The organism is Citrobacter sp. NCU1, assembly GCF_010231475.1.
Lineage (GTDB): Bacteria > Pseudomonadota > Gammaproteobacteria > Enterobacterales > Enterobacteriaceae > Citrobacter_D.
Genome location: NZ_NRDO01000011.1, coordinates 1 through 18,068, shown reverse-complemented (window position 1 = coordinate 18,068; position 18,068 = coordinate 1). Strand labels below are relative to the sequence as shown.

The 18,068-nt window shown below is 50.4% G+C and carries 19 protein-coding genes; 9 read left to right on the top strand and 10 right to left on the bottom strand.

All coding sequences use genetic code 11. The features are described 5' to 3' along the window. Positions 1–151: 151 nt before the first annotated feature. Together sdaA and CJP72_RS04700 are read left to right on the top strand one after the other, a co-directional pair. Entirely contained in the window at positions 152–1,516 is a 1,365-nt protein-coding gene (gene sdaA / locus CJP72_RS04705; RefSeq protein ID WP_162379739.1) for an L-serine ammonia-lyase, read from the top strand. Between the two features lie 130 nt (positions 1,517–1,646). Continuing rightward, positions 1,647–3,245, top strand: a complete 1,599-nt coding sequence (locus tag CJP72_RS04700; RefSeq protein WP_162379738.1) for an EAL domain-containing protein — start codon at positions 1,647–1,649, stop codon at positions 3,243–3,245. 6 nt (positions 3,246–3,251) lie between these two features. Here CJP72_RS04700 and yoaE read toward each other — a convergent pair whose 3' ends face one another. Together yoaE and CJP72_RS26255 are read right to left on the bottom strand one after the other, a co-directional pair. Then, positions 3,252–4,811, bottom strand: a complete 1,560-nt coding sequence (gene yoaE, locus CJP72_RS04695) for a CNNM family cation transport protein YoaE (protein ID WP_162379737.1) — start codon at positions 4,809–4,811, stop codon at positions 3,252–3,254. Next, positions 4,799–4,957, bottom strand: coding sequence for a protein YoaL (locus tag CJP72_RS26255; protein ID WP_446714964.1), 159 nt, complete (start codon positions 4,955–4,957; stop codon positions 4,799–4,801). Before CJP72_RS26255 ends, yoaE begins: the two co-directional genes overlap by 13 nt. Before the next feature lie 314 nt (positions 4,958–5,271). On the opposite strand from CJP72_RS26255, the gene manX reads away from it, so the two are divergent. The 5 genes from manX (at position 5,272) to mntP (ending at position 9,465) form a co-directional block, all read left to right on the top strand. Next, positions 5,272–6,237 (top strand): PTS mannose transporter subunit IIAB, encoded by a 966-nt coding sequence (gene manX / locus CJP72_RS04690; protein WP_162379736.1) that lies wholly within the window; start codon positions 5,272–5,274, stop codon positions 6,235–6,237. A 58-nt stretch (positions 6,238–6,295) separates the two neighbouring features. Continuing rightward, positions 6,296–7,096 carry a PTS mannose transporter subunit IIC gene (gene manY, locus CJP72_RS04685; RefSeq protein WP_162379735.1) on the top strand — a complete coding sequence of 267 codons (801 nt, stop codon included), beginning with the start codon at positions 6,296–6,298 and terminating at the stop codon, positions 7,094–7,096. Positions 7,097–7,108: 12 nt separating this feature from the next. Next, the gene (locus CJP72_RS04680) at positions 7,109–7,960 is read left to right on the top strand and encodes a PTS mannose transporter subunit IID (RefSeq protein ID WP_162379734.1); all 852 of its coding nucleotides are present in this window, start codon (positions 7,109–7,111) and stop codon (positions 7,958–7,960) included. A 51-nt stretch (positions 7,961–8,011) separates the two neighbouring features. Continuing rightward, positions 8,012–8,470: a DUF986 family protein gene (locus CJP72_RS04675; protein ID WP_162379733.1), complete on the top strand. Its 459-nt coding sequence runs from the start codon at positions 8,012–8,014 to the stop codon at positions 8,468–8,470. A 428-nt stretch (positions 8,471–8,898) separates the two neighbouring features. Continuing rightward, the gene (gene mntP / locus CJP72_RS04670; RefSeq protein WP_162379732.1) at positions 8,899–9,465 is read left to right on the top strand and encodes a manganese efflux pump MntP; all 567 of its coding nucleotides are present in this window, start codon (positions 8,899–8,901) and stop codon (positions 9,463–9,465) included. Here mntP and rlmA read toward each other — a convergent pair. From rlmA to mgrB, 6 genes are all read right to left on the bottom strand, one after another. Next, positions 9,462–10,271 (bottom strand): 23S rRNA (guanine(745)-N(1))-methyltransferase, encoded by an 810-nt coding sequence (gene rlmA, locus CJP72_RS04665; protein ID WP_162379731.1) that lies wholly within the window; start codon positions 10,269–10,271, stop codon positions 9,462–9,464. The genes mntP and rlmA overlap by 4 nt on opposite strands. Positions 10,272–10,411: 140 nt before the next feature. Continuing rightward, positions 10,412–12,157 carry a peptidoglycan glycosyltransferase FtsI gene (gene ftsI, locus CJP72_RS04660; RefSeq protein WP_162379730.1) on the bottom strand — a complete coding sequence of 582 codons (1,746 nt, stop codon included), beginning with the start codon at positions 12,155–12,157 and terminating at the stop codon, positions 10,412–10,414. A 219-nt stretch (positions 12,158–12,376) separates the two neighbouring features. Continuing rightward, positions 12,377–12,586, bottom strand: coding sequence for a transcription antiterminator/RNA stability regulator CspE (cspE, locus tag CJP72_RS04655; protein ID WP_001062678.1), 210 nt, complete (start codon positions 12,584–12,586; stop codon positions 12,377–12,379). Between the two features lie 12 nt (positions 12,587–12,598). Further along, a complete protein-coding gene (locus CJP72_RS04650; RefSeq protein WP_162379729.1) occupies positions 12,599–12,742 on the bottom strand; it encodes a DUF2627 domain-containing protein in 144 nt (47 codons plus the stop codon). A 695-nt stretch (positions 12,743–13,437) separates the two neighbouring features. Then, a complete protein-coding gene (locus tag CJP72_RS04645; protein ID WP_162379728.1) occupies positions 13,438–13,725 on the bottom strand; it encodes a YebO family protein in 288 nt (95 codons plus the stop codon). Positions 13,726–13,799: 74 nt separating this feature from the next. Then, complete coding sequence (gene mgrB / locus CJP72_RS04640) at positions 13,800–13,943, bottom strand: PhoP/PhoQ regulator MgrB (RefSeq protein ID WP_162379727.1); 144 nt, start codon at positions 13,941–13,943, stop codon at positions 13,800–13,802. A 157-nt stretch (positions 13,944–14,100) separates the two neighbouring features. On the opposite strand from mgrB, the gene CJP72_RS04635 reads away from it, so the two are divergent. Next, positions 14,101–14,337 (top strand): YobH family protein, encoded by a 237-nt coding sequence (locus CJP72_RS04635; RefSeq protein WP_162379726.1) that lies wholly within the window; start codon positions 14,101–14,103, stop codon positions 14,335–14,337. Positions 14,338–14,535: 198 nt separating this feature from the next. Here the strand turns inward: CJP72_RS04635 and kdgR are convergent, their stop codons facing one another. Further along, a complete protein-coding gene (kdgR, locus tag CJP72_RS04630) occupies positions 14,536–15,327 on the bottom strand; it encodes a DNA-binding transcriptional regulator KdgR (RefSeq protein WP_162379725.1) in 792 nt (263 codons plus the stop codon). A 174-nt stretch (positions 15,328–15,501) separates the two neighbouring features. On the opposite strand from kdgR, the gene CJP72_RS04625 reads away from it, so the two are divergent. Next, positions 15,502–16,875, top strand: coding sequence for an MFS transporter (locus tag CJP72_RS04625; RefSeq protein WP_162379724.1), 1,374 nt, complete (start codon positions 15,502–15,504; stop codon positions 16,873–16,875). 89 nt (positions 16,876–16,964) lie between these two features. On the opposite strand, the gene htpX is transcribed toward CJP72_RS04625, so the two are convergent. Further along, positions 16,965–17,849, bottom strand: coding sequence for a protease HtpX (htpX, locus tag CJP72_RS04620; RefSeq protein ID WP_162379723.1), 885 nt, complete (start codon positions 17,847–17,849; stop codon positions 16,965–16,967). Positions 17,850–18,068 lie beyond the last annotated feature (219 nt).

Sequence of the window (18,068 nt, the reverse complement as noted above, 5' to 3'; positions counted from 1 at the left end):
TTGAAACTCCACGCCCAATATTAGTAAAAACGCGGTTATCTATTAGTTTAATTCATGTGAATAGTTAAGCTGATAGCCCTATTCCCTCTTACACTATGCAAAGTTATTACATCGTTACTGGAACCCCAGTTACCCTGTCAGGAGTATTATCGTGATTAGTCTATTCGACATGTTTAAGGTGGGGATTGGTCCCTCATCCTCCCATACTGTAGGGCCTATGAAGGCGGGTAAACAGTTCGTCGATGACCTGGTCGAAAAAGGATTATTGGAAAGCGTTACCCGTGTTGCCGTGGATGTATACGGCTCACTGTCATTAACGGGTAAAGGTCACCACACCGATATTGCCATTATTATGGGTCTGGCGGGGAATGAACCTGCCACCGTCGATATTGATAGCATCCCAGGTTTTATCCGCGACGTTGAAACGCGCGGACGTCTGTTGCTGGCTCAGGGCCGGCATGAGGTGGATTTCCCGCACAATAACGGGATGCGTTTTCATAATGACAATCTGTCATTGCATGAGAACGGAATGCAGATCCACGCGTGGAACGGTGAAACCGTCATCTACAGCAAAACGTATTACTCCATCGGCGGCGGTTTTATCGTTGACGAGGAGCATTTTGGTCAGGACGCAACGGGTGATGTGAGTGTGCCTTATCCGTTCAAATCAGCCACCGAGATGCTGGAATATTGCAACACCACCGGCCTGTCGCTTTCTGGCATGGTGATGCAAAACGAACTGGCGCTGCATAGCAAAAAAGAGATTGAAGAGTATTTCGCCAATGTCTGGCAAACCATGCAAGCCTGTATCGATCGCGGCATGAATACCGAAGGCATACTGCCTGGGCCGCTGCGCGTTCCGCGCCGTGCGTCTGCGCTACGCCGGATGCTGGTATCCAGCGATAAGCTCTCCAGCGATCCGATGAACGTTATCGACTGGGTGAACATGTTCGCCCTTGCCGTGAACGAAGAGAACGCGGCGGGCGGCCGGGTGGTGACAGCGCCAACCAACGGCGCCTGCGGCATCGTCCCTGCGGTGCTGGCCTATTATGATCATTTTATTGAGTCAGTCAGCCCGGACATCTATACCCGTTATTTCCTGGCGGCTGGCGCTATCGGTGCCCTGTATAAAATGAACGCTTCTATTTCTGGTGCTGAAGTCGGTTGCCAGGGGGAAGTCGGCGTGGCCTGTTCCATGGCCGCTGCCGGTCTGGCGGAACTGCTGGGGGCGAGCCCGGAGCAAGTCTGTGTGGCGGCAGAAATCGGTATGGAACACAACCTGGGCTTAACCTGCGATCCGGTTGCAGGTCAGGTGCAAGTGCCGTGTATTGAACGTAACGCGATTGCCTCAGTGAAAGCGATCAACGCCGCGCGTATGGCGATGCGTCGTACCAGCGCACCGCGTGTCTCACTGGATAAAGTCATCGAAACCATGTACGAAACGGGCAAAGATATGAACGCGAAGTACCGTGAAACGTCGCGTGGCGGTCTGGCCATTAAAGTGCAGTGTGACTAATACTTGATCTTCGCCCATCTGCAACGGATGGGCGAATTTTACCCCTCTTCCTCGTCTACGGTAATTTTCCCCACTACACTTGCTCTGTCGCGGTTGGCTTTTGTGGCCAACGGCTTATCGGGCAGCTCGTATGCAAACAGCTCAACGGATCATCAAAAACTACCGTCGTAACCGTTTCATTGTTTGCACAATTTGTGCGCTGACCACGCTCATCCTGACGTTATGTGTCCGTTTTATGTCAGAGCGAAATTTTAATCATCATCGAACCGTGTCGTTCGCCAATCATGCGGTTAACGCACTGGATGATGTCCTGCGTCCCCTCAAGTCCGGGCGGGATGTGATGTTGCCATTGATTGGCCTGCCCTGCTCAGTGACCCATTTAGCGCTGCGTAAACAAGCGGCGAAACTGCAAACGGTTCGTTCCATTGGTCTGGTCGAGGGAGGCGTGTTGTACTGCTCCAGCATCTTTGGCTATCGCAATGTGCCGGTCAGTGAACTGCATGCCAACCTTCCGTCGCCAGAGCCTTTACTGCTTCTCTCCATCGATCGTTCCCTTATCAAGGGCAGCCCTATCCTTGCCCAGTGGTATCCATCATCATCCAGTGGTGAAGATGGGGTACTGGTGATCGTGAACATCGATTTGCTGGCGGATATGCTTCTTGAACCTGAACAACCGCAAATTACCAGCGCGAGTCTGTCCGTCGGCAATCGCCACCTCCTGTATGGCCGGGGGGTCGTCGACACGTTACCGCCTCTCAATGGTGAACAACGCTACCAGCTTTCCTCACACTCTTTTCCGTTCACCATTAGTGCGACCGGTCCAGGAGCAGGTGAACTGGCGCTAAAGCATTTACCTTCTCAGCTCCCGCTCGCCATGATGCTCAGTCTGTTGGTGGGATATCTCACGTGGCTGGCTACCGCCAACAGAATGAGCTTTTCCTGGGAGATCAATCTTGCGCTGGCCGAGCGGGAGTTTGAGCTGTTTTGTCAGCCATTAGTGAACGCCCGTACACAGCAATGTATTGGCGTAGAAATTCTGCTGCGCTGGCATAATCCCCGACAGGGTTGGATCTCTCCGGAAGTGTTTATTCCGATCGCCGAAGATCACCATTTGATTGCTCCACTGACCCGCTACGTGATTGAAGAGACGGTTCGCCAGCGGCATTTTTTTCCGATGAGCAGTCAGTTTCACATCGGTATCAATGTGGCGGCCAGTCACTTTCGTCATGGCGTATTGTTAAAAGATCTCAACCACTACTGGTTTAAAGCGCAGCCCATCCAGAAGCTCGTTCTTGAACTCACTGAACGGGATGCGTTGCTTGATGTGGATTATCGCATGGTACGCGAACTTCACCGTAAAGGGGTCAAACTGGCGATTGATGATTTTGGGACGGGAAACAGCTCGCTGTCGTGGCTGGAAAAACTGCGGCCAGATGTTCTGAAGATCGATAAGTCGTTTACCGCTGCTATCGGCACCGACGCGGTGAATTCGACCGTGACCGATATCATCATTGCCCTCGGACAGCGGTTGAATATCGAACTGGTGGCGGAAGGGGTGGAAACGCAAGCACAGGCGCAGCACCTTCGCCGACACGGCGTACATATACTGCAAGGGTTTCTGTATGCGAAACCAATGCCATTACGTGATTTTCCACAGTGGCTGGCGGGTAGCTCACCGCCGCCCGCCCAGCATAACGGGCATATGATGCCCGCCATACCGTTTCGTTAACCCCGTTTATTCATCTTCATCATGAGCGGGTTGCTCTTTAACAATACGAACCAGATCAACCCGATAGTCATTGGCTTCAACGATCGTAATGCTCAATGGCGCGACGTCAATCACATCGCCCACACGCGGAATATGACCATTTACCGCGATGACCAGTCCCGCAACCGTGGCGATGTCGTCGTCTTCGTCCACCAGATTATCGACCGCAAGCGCCTGTTGCAGAGCGTGGAGATCGGTTCCCCCTTTCACCAACCAACCGTCAGCGTCGGTAATAATTTCCGGTGTTTCATCCGCATCCGGGAACTCACCGGCAATCGCTTCCAGAACATCCAGCGGAGTGACAAGCCCCTGCACCACGCCAAATTCGTTGGTGACGATAACAAAGCTACCGCGAGCACGACGCAATACGCCTAACAGATTAATCGGGTCCAGCGTTTCCGGAACCACAATCGCCGGTGATGCAGAGGCAATAGCCGCAACATCAACACCCTCTTCCAGGGCAACCAGCAGTTCTTTCGCACGGACGATACCGATAATTTCATCGAGTTCGCCACGACAAACCGGGAACAAACTGTGCGGGGAGGAAAGTAATTGCTCGCGGATTTCATCCACGCTCAGACTCGCATCAACCCAGCTAATCTCACCGCGTGGCGTCATAATGCCGCGTAACGAGCGTGACGCCAGCGTCAGCACACCGTTAATCATGTAACGTTCTTCATCGGCAAAGGCGCCTTCCAGCACGGGAACCACCGCCGGGATATCCGATTCACTCTGCACATTCGCCTGACGTTTTCCGCCCATTAAGCGCAGAATCGCATCAGCGGTACGCGCACGCAGCGGTAACGTCGACTGATGGCGAATAAAATTACGTCGGGCAATTTGGTTAAACAACTCAATAATAATGGAGAAGCCGATCGCCGCGTACAGATAACCTTTCGGAATGTGGAAACCGAAACCTTCAGCCACCAGACTCAAGCCAATCATCAGCAGGAAGCTCAGACACAGCACGACCACCGTCGGATGTTGGTTCACGAAACGTGTCAGCGGTTTAGAGGCCAGCAGCATCACTGCCATCGCAATGACCACCGCCGCCATCATCACAGGCAGGTGGTTAACCATCCCTACCGCGGTAATGACCGCATCCAGCGAGAAGACCGCATCCAGAATGACAATTTGCGTCACCACTACCCAAAAACTCGCATAGCCTTTACCGTGCCCGGAATCATGTTCGCGATTTTCCAGCCGTTCATGGAGCTCCGTGGTGGCTTTAAACAGCAAGAATATCCCCCCCAGCAGCATGATCAGGTCACGCCCTGAGAAGGTTAAATCCCAGACGGTAAAGAGCGGTTTGGTTAAGGTCACCATCCACGAAATGACAGACAGCAACGCAAGACGCATGATCAGCGCCAGTGACAAACCGATAAGACGTGCTTTATCTCGCTGTTTTGGTGGCAGTTTGTCAGCCAGAATCGCGATAAAGACCAGGTTATCAATACCCAGAACAATTTCGAGAACGACAAGCGTGAGCAGCCCCACCCAAATTGAGGGGTCCATTAAGAATTCCATGACAAGCTCCTGCTTAGGGAATAGCCAGACGGCGCACTGAACAACTCAGGCGATAAAGCAATGTGCAAATTCAGGTTGTGGCAATCGTTGCCAGAATGGCAGGCGCAAAGCGGCCTAAAGGTGAAATGACGTCGGTGACGATCCATACATCGGGCTACTGCCCTATACTCCTTAGAAATTAAACAGATCATAAACATAACAGAGACACTATCTTTTTGGCAAAGATTTACGGTCCTTTGCAAAGAGATGTGACAGAGATATTTTACTCCACGAAATTTCTCGTAACCGAAACCTAAATTACGGATCTTCATCACATAAAATATTTTTTTCGATATCTAAAATAATTCACGAAAATCACAAATTTTCTATTGTAACCCTTATCTGAATCGATTCGATTGCGGACGGCGATTCAAACTACATCTTTGCGTCGATGTGTTAACGATAATAAAGGAGGTAGCAAGTGACCATTGCTATTGTTATAGGCACACATGGTTGGGCTGCAGAGCAGTTACTTAAAACAGCCGAAATGCTGTTAGGCGAGCAGGAAAATGTCGGCTGGATCGATTTCGTTCCAGGCGAAAATGCCGAAACGCTGATCGAAAAGTACAACGCTCAGTTGGCAAAACTCGATACCAGTAAAGGCGTGCTATTTCTCGTCGATACATGGGGAGGCAGTCCGTTTAACGCTGCCAGCCGCATTGTCGTTGACAAAGAGCATTATGAAGTTGTCGCAGGCGTTAACATTCCCATGCTGGTGGAAACGTTTATGGCCCGTGATGACAATCCGAGCTTTGACGAATTAGTTGCTCTGGCGGTAGAAACCGGACGTGAAGGCGTGAAAGCGCTGAAAGCAAAACCGGTTGAAAAAGCGGTGGCCGCACCGGTTGCAGCAGCGAAAGCAGCCGCGCCGGCAAAACCAATGGGTCCTGATGATTATATGGTTATCGGTCTGGCCCGTATTGACGACCGTCTTATCCACGGCCAGGTGGCAACGCGCTGGACCAAAGAGACGAACGTGACCCGTATTATCGTGGTAAGCGATGAAGTGGCTGCGGATAACGTTCGTAAAACGCTGTTAACACAAGTCGCACCTCCGGGCGTAACGGCACATGTTGTCGATGTCGAAAAGATGATTCGCGTTTACAACAACCCGAAATACGCCGGTAATCGCGTCATGCTGTTGTTCACCAATCCTACTGATGTGGAGCGTATCGTCGAAGGTGGCGTCAAAATCACCTCCGTGAACATTGGCGGTATGGCCTTCCGCCAGGGCAAAACGCAGGTTAACAATGCGGTTTCCGTCGATGATAAAGATATCGCCGCCTTCAAAAAGCTCAACGAACGCGGTATCGAACTTGAAGTTCGTAAAGTATCCACCGATCAGAAACTGAAAATGATGGACTTGATCGCCAAAGTGGCGAAGTAATCCGTCGGCGTTTCATTAGCTTTCACACTTAAGTCTGTATAGCAATAGGAGAAGTACAATGGAGATTACCACTCTTCAGATTGTGCTGGTGTTCATCGTCGCATGTATCGCGGGTATGGAGTCGGTACTTGATGAATTTCAGTTCCACCGTCCGCTGATAGCCTGTACGCTGATCGGTGCCGTTCTCGGGGATATGAAAACCGGTATTATCATCGGTGGTACCCTGGAAATGATCGCTCTGGGCTGGATGAACATCGGTGCCGCCGTTGCACCCGATGCCGCACTGGCGTCCATTATCTCAACCGTTCTGGTTATCGCCGGCCACCAAAGCATTGGGGCAGGTATCGCGCTGGCTATCCCGCTGGCGGCGGCAGGCCAGGTTTTGACCATCATCGTGCGTACTATCACCGTCGCATTCCAGCACGCCGCGGATAAGGCGGCCGAAAACGGCAACCTCACGGCGCTTTCCTGGATCCACGTCTCCTCCCTGTTCCTGCAGGCAATGCGTATCGCTATTCCGGCCGTTATCGTGGCTATCTCTGTTGGGACCAGCGAAGTGCAGAGCATGCTGAATGCGATTCCGGAAGTCGTTACCGGTGGTCTGAACATTGCGGGCGGTATGATCGTCGTCGTCGGTTATGCAATGGTCATCAACATGATGCGCGCGGGCTACCTGATGCCGTTCTTCTACCTCGGCTTTGTGACCGCAGCATTTACTAACTTCAACCTGGTCGCGCTGGGTGTGATTGGCGCAGTCATGGCCATCCTCTACATTCAGTTGAGCCCGAAATATAACCGCGTAGCGGGTGCGCCAGCTCAGGCTGCTGGTGATAACTCCCTCGATAATGAACTGGACTAGCAGGTGAGCGAAATGGTTGATATGACTAAAACAACTACCGAGAAAAAACTCACTCAGAGTGACATTCGTGGCGTATTCATTCGTTCTAACCTGTTTCAGGGTTCATGGAACTTCGAACGTATGCAGGCGCTGGGCTTCTGCTTCTCTATGATACCGGCCATCCGTCGTTTGTATCCTGAGAACAACGACGCGCGCAAACAAGCGATTAAACGTCACCTGGAGTTCTTTAACACCCATCCTTACGTTGCGGCTCCTGTACTGGGCGTTACGCTGGCGATGGAAGAACAACGTGCTAACGGCGCGGAGATTGACGATGGTGCCATCAACGGGATCAAAGTCGGTCTGATGGGACCGTTGGCGGGCGTCGGTGACCCGATCTTCTGGGGTACTGTTCGTCCGGTGTTTGCCGCACTGGGTGCCGGTATCGCGATGAGCGGTAGCCTGCTGGGTCCACTGCTGTTCTTCATTCTGTTCAACCTGGTACGTCTGGCAACCCGTTACTACGGCGTGGCCTACGGTTACCGTAAAGGTGTCGATATCGTTAAAGATATGGGCGGCGGCTTCCTGCAAAAACTGACTGAGGGGGCATCCATTCTCGGCCTGTTTGTCATGGGGGCATTGGTTAACAAATGGACGCACGTCAACATCCCGCTGGTGGTTTCCACCATTACTGGTCAGGATGGTCAGACACGTGTCACGACGGTACAAACTATCCTTGACCAGCTGATGCCGGGTCTGGTTCCGTTGCTGCTGACCTTTGCCTGTATGTGGCTGTTGCGTAAGAAAGTCAACCCACTGTGGATCATCGTTGGATTCTTTATCATCGGTATCGCGGGTTACTCTGTAGGTCTGTTGGGTCTGTAATAACGTTGTACTTTACCGGGGGCCTGCCCCCGGTTTTTATTTGGAGGATTCATGACAATCACGGACCTGGTGCTGGTTCTCTTTATTGCCGTGTTGCTGGCATTTGCCATTTACGATCAGTTCATCATGCCCCGCCGTCACGGCTCCACCCTGCTGTCTATTCCCCTGTTGCGTCGCAGTCGTGTGGACAGTGTTATCTTTATTGGTCTGGTTCTCATTCTTATCTATAACAACACCACCAGCCACGGGCCACAAACCACCACATGGTTATTATGTGGTCTGGTATTAATGGGGTTGTATCTGTTCTGGATCCGGGTGCCCAAAATTATCTTCAAGCCAAAAGGCTTCTTCTTCGCCAATGCGTGGATAGAATATAACCGGATTAAAGAAATGAATTTATCCGAGGATGGCGTGCTGGTCATGCAATTAGAGCAGCGCCGATTACTGGTCCGCGTACGAAATATAGACGACCTGGAAAGGATATACAAACTTCTCGTTTCCTCTCAATAAGTTAATAATATAGCCTGAACTATATCCTGCTATATCAGCCAGCGATAAATATAGCTCAGGCTATATTTTAATAGCTAAAATTATTATTCTCTTTAACCTTTTATTGATATTTAAATCTAAATGAAAATCGTTTTCAATTAGAGGTCAAATAGTATTTCCTCTTTGTTGTTTTATATTCTCAAAATATGTTAAGGTTGCGCCGTCATTTGGGGAGTAGCCGATTTCCAGACTCCGGAAATGTACGTGTCAACATACTCGTTGCAAAACGTGGCACGTACGGACTGATTGCTTTCAGTCAGGCGAGACCATATGCACATCAACTGCTATGCCATCCAGAATGCGAATCCTGTGAGAACAGATGAGCACCACGGGGCATATTTGCTGGGGGCGGTGATGTGTTTTATGGAAACCCCGGTCAGGACGCTGTCATGCATTTTACCGCTACAATTCTTCTCGCTTTTGGCATGTCGATGGACGCCTTCGCTGCGTCGATTGGTAAAGGCGCCACCCTGCATAAACCCAAATTCTCCGAAGCTCTGCGCACCGGCCTGATTTTTGGCGCCGTCGAAACGCTTACCCCACTGATTGGCTGGGGCATGGGGATGCTGGCGAGCAAATTCGTTCTCGAATGGAACCACTGGATTGCCTTCCTGCTGCTGATTTTCTTAGGCGGGCGTATGATCATTGAAGGCTTTCGTGATAACGATGACGAAGATGCAGAGCCTCTGCGCCGTCACAGCTTTTGGCTGTTAGTGACAACGGCTATTGCCACCAGTCTGGATGCCATGGCCGTTGGGGTCGGTTTAGCCTTCCTGCAGGTGAATATTATCGCCACTGCGCTGGCCATTGGTTGCGCGACGCTGATTATGTCAACGCTGGGAATGATGATTGGCCGATTCATTGGCCCGATGCTGGGCAAACGCGCGGAAATTTTAGGCGGGATCGTGCTGATTGGCATTGGCGCCCAGATCCTCTGGGCCCATTTTTACGGCTAACTGTCGCGCTGCCAGAGGTGAAGACTGAAATCGGTCTGGCAGTCAAACACGTCTTTGGCGGACAGCGCGTCCCATACCTCGGGTTTCGCCCGCCATGCAAAAGGCGTCATCTGTAGTAATGCCACGGCCTCACTGCCATGAAGACGCATCGGATAGTTCAACGCCACGCTCTGCTGTAACGTAAAACCGTCGATCTGCTCCGTGTGTGGAGCGTGCAGCCGAATCTCATCATAAATCAGCCCTTTGAGTTCCATTAAATGGCGTGGCCCCGGCGTGGCGGTGAGAACCCACCCTCCGGGCTTGACGACTCTGGCTAACTCTTCTGCTTTGCACGGCGCGTATATCCTGATAATGGCATCCATTGACGTATCCGCAAATGGCAGACGGTGACTTGAGGCAACGCAGAACGTCACCTGCGGATAACGCTTCGCCGCAGACTTAATCGCCACTTTTGCCACATCCAGGCCAAACACGGTAATTCCTGGCTGTGCATCGGCAAACGCATGTGTGTAATACCCTTCGCCGCAGCCAATATCGAGAACCGCAGTCGCATGGGGACTCAAACGTTCACTAAGAATAGTGACGATAGCGTCACGTAGCGGCTGGTAATGCCCGGCGTCAAGAAACGCCCGTCGCGCTTGCATCATTTCCGCACTATCACCAGGGTCGCGCGAGCGTTTATGCTGTACCGGCAGTAAGTTGACATATCCTTCTTTCGCCACATCAAACTGATGTCGTTGCGGACAGATAAAGCTGTTTTTTACTTGCGCAAGAGGGTGGTGGCAAAGAGGACAGGAAAACGACATGACAACTCCGGCTGATGACTTCGGGGCGCAAGTGTAACGCGAATTGCGCCCTGGGAAAATATACTCTCCATAATTCACGTTACGGGAGAATGCGCGCTAACACCCTGATGCCGGCTTGTAGGCCAGCCACCCTGGCTCTCTTAGAGTACAGGCGTCAGAACGCGGCTGCCGTGCATCACAAGCAAATGGTCAGAATCAGCGGGCATACCGTCAGGCTTGACGTTTTCAAGGCGTAGGACGTCCCCCATAATTTGGCTAAAGACCGGAGCCGAAACCGCCCCGCCATAATAAGCGCCATTTTGCGGTTCGTTGATCACCACCACCAGCGCAAATTGTGGGTCACTCGCCGGGGCGACGCCTGCCGTATAGGCCACATATTTGTCGACGTACTTTCCATCATCGCCTATTTTTTTCGCCGTGCCGGTTTTCACCGCAACGCGATAATCTCTCACCGCCGCTTTGGTTCCCCCGCCTCCGGGCAACGCGACGCTCTCCATCATATGTTCAACTTTATGGACCAGATTTTCAGACATCACCCGGGTGCCAATCACTGGGGGATCGATACGGGTAATAGAGAGAGGCCGATAAATACCAAAGCTGCCAATCGTCGCGTAAACATGCGCCAACTGCAGCGGCGTCACCATCAGACCATAACCGAAGGCGAATGTTGCCCGATCGAGATCGCTCCAGTAGCGTCGTTGGGGCAGTAAACCGTGACTCTCCCCTGTTAATCCCAGTCCTGTCGGCGTACCGAATCCGAAGTTTTTATAGGTATCCAGCAATTGCTTAACCGGCATCGCGAGTGAAAGATGCGAAACCCCTGTATCACTCGATTTTTGCAAAATACCGGTTAGAGAGAGTTCAGGGTAGAAGCCCACGTCCCGAATACGATGACCATCAAGATTAAACGGATGCGTGTCGACAACGCTGTCTGGCTGCACAATACCCTGCTTTAACGCCGTCATAATGACCAACGGTTTGACGGTTGAGCCAGGTTCGAAGGTGTCGCTAATGGCGCGATTGCGAAAATCGTCCAGCACGGCCCCTTCACGATTGTTTGGGTTAAAATCCGGGAAGCTGGCCATCGCGAGGATTTCGCCGGTAGCCACACTGACCAGCACCGCTGCGCCCGACTCCGCTTTATTCCAGGTGACGGCATTGTCTAAGGCATCTTCCGTCACGGTCTGCAAACGCTCATCAATGCTGAGTCGCAACTCATGTGCCGGAACCGGCGTGACTTCGGTGATGTTCTCAATCACATGCCCGAACTTGTCTTTACGCACAAGACGCGAGCCCGGTTTCCCCGTCAATTGCGCATTAAAACTTTTCTCAACCCCTTCAATACCCTGTCCGTCAATATTGGTAAAGCCAATCAGATTCGCCGCAACATGTCCGGCAGGATAAAACCGACGAGATTCTTCACGCAGATTGATCCCCGCAAGGTTAAGTTTGTCTATCCATTGTGCTTGTTGTGGCGATACCTGGCGCGCCAGATAGATAAATCGCCCCGCTGGATTGCTGTTAACCCGCTTTGCCAGCGTACTTAATGACAGATGCAGTGTACTCGCCAGGGCCTGCCAGCGTTCGTTATATTCCACACCGCCCTTGCTGATGATGGTTTTAGGATCAGCCCAGACCGCATTCACTGGCACACTGACGGCTAACGGACGCCCTTCCCGGTCAGTAATCATACCGCGTGGCGAGACCGTGGTGACTTCACGTAGAGAGCGCATGTCCTCTTGCCTGACCAGGTTCGTCGGCGTGACAATTTGTAACCACGCAAGGCGCCCAAGTAATAACCCCATACTTGTCAGTATTGCCGCACACAGCAGCGCGAAACGCACAGGGGGAACATTAGCCATTGCGCCGTCGCTTTTCTTTTTCACCTGCTCTCCAGCAAACTCACTTTTCAGGTGATTGATTTAACGAAAAATAGTGACGAAAATCGGGAAAAACAATGCTACGAACTTCGCGGTTTTGCAACAAAGCACAAACAGAGGGGCATTCAGACATGTTTTGACGCAAGTTGAATTAAAAAGCCCCGCATCTGCGAGGCTTTATATCTGAGGTTGATGCGCCTGAACGCTTCAAATCAGTGGTTTCGATCAGATAGCTGTTACGTTAACAGCAGCCGGACCTTTCTGGCCGTCCTGAATTTCGAACTCAACGTTCTGGCCTTCAGCCAGAGTTTTGAAGCCATTACCCTGGATAGCGGAGAAGTGTACAAACACGTCTTTGCTGCCATCAGCCGGAGTAATGAAACCAAAACCTTTGGACTCGTTGAACCACTTAACTTGACCTTTAATCTTTGCCATTTGCAAAATTCCTTAGATTGTTTTCTTCGCCCGCAGGCATAACATAGATGAAACTGAGACATTACTGCTTGAGGCACTAATATAAGGTTCGGCAGAGAAGCGGTATTCAACGACAACGTTTTTACTCAGGACTTCTTTACTGAAAATGCCACACATAAACAGAATTGCACCTCGTTTAACCCAAGCCGTGTTATCACATACAACGTAAAATATGGCAAGCCATTTTTAAACGTGTCTCGATCAGTCGCACAAATCCCGAAAGTTGGCAAAGTGCAACTGCACAGTTATGCGTTAAATCCGCTAAAGATATATTTTCGCCGCTCTGCGTCCAGGCTGACAAACTGCGCTCAGGACAGACGCTTTTCTACCATAGCTCAATAAATTCAGTTGTTCCAGGCGAACTGCTCAACTTATCGCCACTAGTGACAGATATCACTTTTTATGCTTTGTAATGCATAAATTGTCACATAACAAAAACATACCAATTGAAAAAAAACAGATATGAATGACTGATTTTTTAATGGACTAATGAACCAAAACTCTCCGACGACGTTGTGCACCAAAATAATGAAGATACGATGACAATGCACAACAAAAGGGAGAGAAACGTTTCGTTATTGATAATAACGATCGTCATCACAAAAAAAGAATAATCATATTTTAGTTGTAGTGAATAACGTTAATTAATGCGTAGAAGGATAAGATATTCATTGTTCGATAAAATATTATCGGTGCCGGGGTCTGACAGCAGACGATAATCAAAACGCGCACTCGCACCAAAAAGGTGCATCAAAAATGACAGGATGCCGTGCCTCAGACAGTGCTGGCAAACTCGCATCCTGTCAATCCGACTACCTTTCCGCTACCAGACGGATGATATCATCGTCCTCTTCGCGATCATTTGCTGCGGGAGTCGCCTCAGCCGGTTTTTCAGGTTCATTTGCTTCACACAGACGGCGCAACAACGCATTTTGACGTTTTTGCTGATCTAACAAGGATTCGAGCAGTTCAATCTGCTCATTGGTGCGCGAGCTTGCGCGATTGACGAAAAACCACAAGGCAAGTCCAACAACCAGAACCACCACCGATACCATTAAAGACGCGAAAGTTAGCGCGCCTGAGTTCAAAACTTCGTTCATTTTACCACCTCAATGTAGACGGTACATTTTAGCACTGCTACACGAGAAGGTAATCACCTGTTGTAAAAATGCGTTTACCAGGGAATAAATTTGTTGATTGCGCAAATACCGCTGAAAAATTGTACATCCTGATCACACATGATGTTGAACACCTGCGCCCAAAGCAATAGGCAGACCAGCACGCCAATAATCAGGAATACCCACCGAAACTTTTTCACTCAGTTCTCCGAATCTACATCTTATGACTCTAAATTATCATGCGTTACCTAAACCGGGGCTAACTGTAGTGGCATTACGTATTTTTAGGAATCATTCACTTGTGTCAACAGATGTAGAGGCTACTCTTATTATAACGAAATAAGAAAAGAGGTTGTAATGCGTTTGCTCATTCGCGCGATTGTCTTGCTTGCTCTGGTATGGATAGGTTTACTACTCAGCGGTTATGGAATTTTGATTGGGAGTCAGGAGAATGCAGCAGGTCTGGGCCTGCAATGCCACTATCTGACCGCCCGCGGCACCAGCACTGCACAGTATATTCACACTAATAGCGGTATTATTGGTCTGACAGATTGTCCTGTATTGCGAAAAAGTACAGTTGTCGTTGATAATTGATAAATCTGTTTGTCGAGTATTTCCCCAAGGCATAACCCTGTTATGCCTTATTTATTGTTCCGTACATCATATTAAGCCCTGCTAATATGTACTTATCTAATATTGAACTATCCTGGCGATATACGGTTACGCCCTGGTTAAAAAGCCAGTCAGCAGTCTGTGCCGTCTGGCTTTTTAATATCAGGAAGCGAACGCTACTCAGAACGGGTAGTCGTTATAGCCCATTTGTTCGGAGATCTTACGTGCCGCCGTGTGTAGCATTGCTACATACTCGTGCAAACGCTCTTCTGAGAAACGCAGCGTCGGGAAGGAGATACTCAGACCCGCAATGACAACCCCAAAGCGATCGAATACCGGTACGCCAATGCAGCGTAAACCTTCTTCCTGCTCTTCGTTATCTTCGCCATAACCCTGTTCACGGACTTTATCCAGCAATGTCAGTAATTCATCAGTAGAAGTTATAGTACGGTCAGTGCTGCGTTTATACTCAACCCCTTCCATAATCTGTTTAACTTCTTCATGATCGCGCCAGGCTAAAAGCACTTTACCAATCGCGGTGCTGTAGAGCGGGTTACGACGTCCAACCCGCGAGTACATACGCAGATTGTACATAGAATCTATTTTGTGAATGTAAACGATACTGTCTTCGTCCAGCGCACCGAGGTGTACTGTCTCTTTCGTCAGACGCGATAGCTCACGCATCTGAATATCAGCACTGCGGATTAAATCAACATTCTGTAAAGCGCGTGCGCCTAATTCAAACAGTTTCAGAGTCAGAGAATATTTTTCTGATTCGCCTTCCTGAGCCACATATCCCAGCGTTTTCATGGTCTGCAAAAAGCGATAAACGGTGCTTTTCGACATCATGACGCGTTGCGACAACTCGGTAATACCAATTTCGCGCTCTTCCCCCAGCGCCTGTAAAATGCCAAACACCTTCAGCACAGAAGAAACAGAATCAGGTTGTTTATCCAGATCTGTAATAGCCATTTATCACCTCATTGCGAGTGTTTTATAAAAATCAGAACAATTTTTTATTATAATTTCACGTTACATTGGCCGCAATCCATCTTTGCTGACTTAGTGATAAATCTGCGACATAAGCCTGAATATCAATGCTAAAATAATTACTCTGATCATAATCCCGAAAGACTTTGAATTCATATGGAAAAATGCCAGACAGATGGATTGCCCGCTCCTCAACGGTACGGTGCCATTCTGACCATCGTTATTGGTATTTCGATGGCCGTTCTCGACGGTGCTATCGCTAACGTTGCACTCCCAACGATAGCCGCCGATCTTCAGGCTTCACCCGCCAGTTCAATCTGGGTGGTTAACGCCTACCAGATAGCCATCGTGGTATCCCTGCTCTCTCTGTCATTTTTGGGGGATATGTTTGGTTATCGACGTATCTACAAATGCGGGTTAGTTATTTTCCTGCTGGCATCCCTGTTTTGTGCGTTGTCTGACTCATTGCAAATGCTAACGATGGCTCGCGTCATACAGGGGTTTGGCGGCGCAGCGCTGATGAGTGTCAACACTGCGCTCATTCGCCTTATCTATCCCCAGCGCCATCTTGGCCGTGGGATGGGCATTAACTCATTCGTCGTCGCAGTATCCTCAGCAGCAGGACCCACAATCGCTGCCGCCATCCTCTCGCTCGCCTCCTGGCAGTGGTTATTTCTGATTAACGTACCGTTAGGCATCCTGGCATTGCTATTGGCAATGCGCTTTTTGCCGCCCAACGGATCGCGCAGTAAGAAACCGCGCTTTGATCTGCCGAGTGCCGTGATGAACGCCTTAACGTTTGGACTGCTGATCACGGCCCTGAGTGGATTCGCCCAGGGGCAGTCACTGCTGTTGATTGGCGCCGAGGCAGGCATCATGCTTGTTGTCGGATTTTTCTTTATTCGCCGCCAACTTTCACTTCCGATCCCTTTACTGCCAGTAGACTTGCTGCGGATCCCGCTCTTTTCCCTCTCGATTGGTACATCGATTTGTTCCTTTTGTGCGCAAATGCTCGCCCTGGTGTCGCTGCCCTTTTTCCTGCAAACCGTGTTGGGTCGAAGCGAAGTGGAAACCGGCCTGTTGTTAACGCCCTGGCCGTTGGCCACCATGGTAATGGCGCCGCTTGCGGGTTATTTGATAGAAAAGGTACACGCAGGTCTGCTGGGCGCATTGGGATTGGTGGTAATGGCGGCAGGTCTGTTTTCCCTGGTGTTGTTGCCGGCCTCCCCCTCTGACATCCGTATTATCTGGCCAATGATGCTTTGCGGCGCCGGTTTCGGTTTATTCCAGTCGCCAAATAACCATACGATTATCACCTCAGCCCCCCGCGAGCGTAGCGGAGGTGCGAGTGGCATGCTGGGAACGGCGCGTTTACTGGGGCAAAGTTCGGGAGCCGCACTGGTAGCACTCATGCTGAACCTGTTCGGTGATGGCGGAACGCACATCGCGCTGATGGTGGCGGGCATCATGGCCACGCTGGCGGCCATTGTGAGTGGTTTGCGTATTACACAACCCAGGACGGGTGCATAAAAAAGCGCGTCATCAGACGCGCTCAATATACAGTCAGGTTTTACGTTTTGCCGGGGAGAAGATTCCGCTCACCGGCATACTCATCCCTGTTACTTCAGATATTCCCCACTGCGCAACGCTTCAATACGCTTATCCAACGGTGGGTGAGTCATAAACAATTCGCTCAGCGATTTCGATTTGCCGTTGATACAGAATGCCATCATGCTGCTGGCCTCCTGCGGTTCATAGCTGGTTTTCAGACGCTGCAGCGCGGCAATCATTTTTTCGCGACCGACCAGTTTCGCCGAACCGGCATCAGCATGGAATTCACGATGACGAGAGAACCACATAGTGATAATGCTCGCCAGGATACCAAACACCAGCTCCAGCACTGTCGCAACCGCGAAGTAGATCAACGGATTACCATTACCGCCCTCACCTTCTTCTTCGCGGTTACCGCCCATAAAGCCTGCGGCGACCTGCGCAAGAATACGCGAGATAAAGATAACAAACGTGTTTACTACCCCCTGAATCAGGGTCATCGTCACCATATCGCCATTCGCAATATGACTGATCTCATGCGCAATAACGGCTTCAGCTTCGTCCGGACTCATGTTTTGCAGCAAACCCGAGCTCACAGCAACCAAGGACGCATCACGACGAGCACCGGTTGCAAACGCATTGATGTCTGGCGCATGGTAAATAGCCACCTGCGGCATAGCAATCCCCGCCTGGCGGGCCTGCGTTGCGACCGTGTTCATCAGCCAGCGTTCTCTTTCATTACGTGGTTGCTCAATGACTTCACCGCCAACGGATTTCAACGCCATCCATTTGGACATCAGCAGCGAAATGAAGGAACCCCCAAAACCAAACAGCAGCGCCATGATCAGCAGGCCTTGCACACTGCTCGACTGTATCCCCGTCAGGCTCAGCACCAGCCCGAATACGACCATCACTGCCAGGTTCGTCAGCAGGAAGAGCGCGATTCGCATCATAATTTTCTTTTAACCTCAACTTAACAAAACGCACTATGCGATTACCCACATCGTATGGGTCTTATTGCTATTTTCAAGCATCAATGGGCTGTAAGTCACCAGAAAGACACAACTTTACATTTGATAGCCATAGCCTGACGACCAACCACATTTGTTAAAATAAATATCCTCCGGCATAGCCGGAGGTTTTTCAAATGCGCCTGTAAGGCTCTGTTACCA

What these genes read in the sequence shown, in the direction of transcription:
- kdgR (WP_162379725.1), bottom strand. Translation starts at nt 15,327, where the DNA reads ATGGCTATTACAGATCTGGATAAACAACCTGATTCTGTTTCTTCTGTG.
- CJP72_RS04680 (WP_162379734.1), top strand. Translation starts at nt 7,109, where the DNA reads ATGGTTGATATGACTAAAACAACTACCGAGAAAAAACTCACTCAGAGT.
- htpX (WP_162379723.1), bottom strand. Translation starts at nt 17,849, where the DNA reads ATGATGCGAATCGCGCTCTTCCTGCTGACGAACCTGGCAGTGATGGTC.
- CJP72_RS04635 (WP_162379726.1), top strand. Translation starts at nt 14,101, where the DNA reads ATGCGTTTGCTCATTCGCGCGATTGTCTTGCTTGCTCTGGTATGGATA.
- manY (WP_162379735.1), top strand. Translation starts at nt 6,296, where the DNA reads ATGGAGATTACCACTCTTCAGATTGTGCTGGTGTTCATCGTCGCATGT.
- CJP72_RS04645 (WP_162379728.1), bottom strand. Translation starts at nt 13,725, where the DNA reads ATGAACGAAGTTTTGAACTCAGGCGCGCTAACTTTCGCGTCTTTAATG.
- rlmA (WP_162379731.1), bottom strand. Translation starts at nt 10,271, where the DNA reads ATGTCGTTTTCCTGTCCTCTTTGCCACCACCCTCTTGCGCAAGTAAAA.
- CJP72_RS04650 (WP_162379729.1), bottom strand. Translation starts at nt 12,742, where the DNA reads ATGTGTGGCATTTTCAGTAAAGAAGTCCTGAGTAAAAACGTTGTCGTT.
- CJP72_RS04625 (WP_162379724.1), top strand. Translation starts at nt 15,502, where the DNA reads ATGGAAAAATGCCAGACAGATGGATTGCCCGCTCCTCAACGGTACGGT.
- CJP72_RS04675 (WP_162379733.1), top strand. Translation starts at nt 8,012, where the DNA reads ATGACAATCACGGACCTGGTGCTGGTTCTCTTTATTGCCGTGTTGCTG.
- mntP (WP_162379732.1), top strand. Translation starts at nt 8,899, where the DNA reads ATGCATTTTACCGCTACAATTCTTCTCGCTTTTGGCATGTCGATGGAC.
- CJP72_RS26255 (WP_446714964.1), bottom strand. Translation starts at nt 4,957, where the DNA reads ATGGATCGTCACCGACGTCATTTCACCTTTAGGCCGCTTTGCGCCTGC.
- CJP72_RS04700 (WP_162379738.1), top strand. Translation starts at nt 1,647, where the DNA reads ATGCAAACAGCTCAACGGATCATCAAAAACTACCGTCGTAACCGTTTC.
- cspE (WP_001062678.1), bottom strand. Translation starts at nt 12,586, where the DNA reads ATGGCAAAGATTAAAGGTCAAGTTAAGTGGTTCAACGAGTCCAAAGGT.
- yoaE (WP_162379737.1), bottom strand. Translation starts at nt 4,811, where the DNA reads ATGGAATTCTTAATGGACCCCTCAATTTGGGTGGGGCTGCTCACGCTT.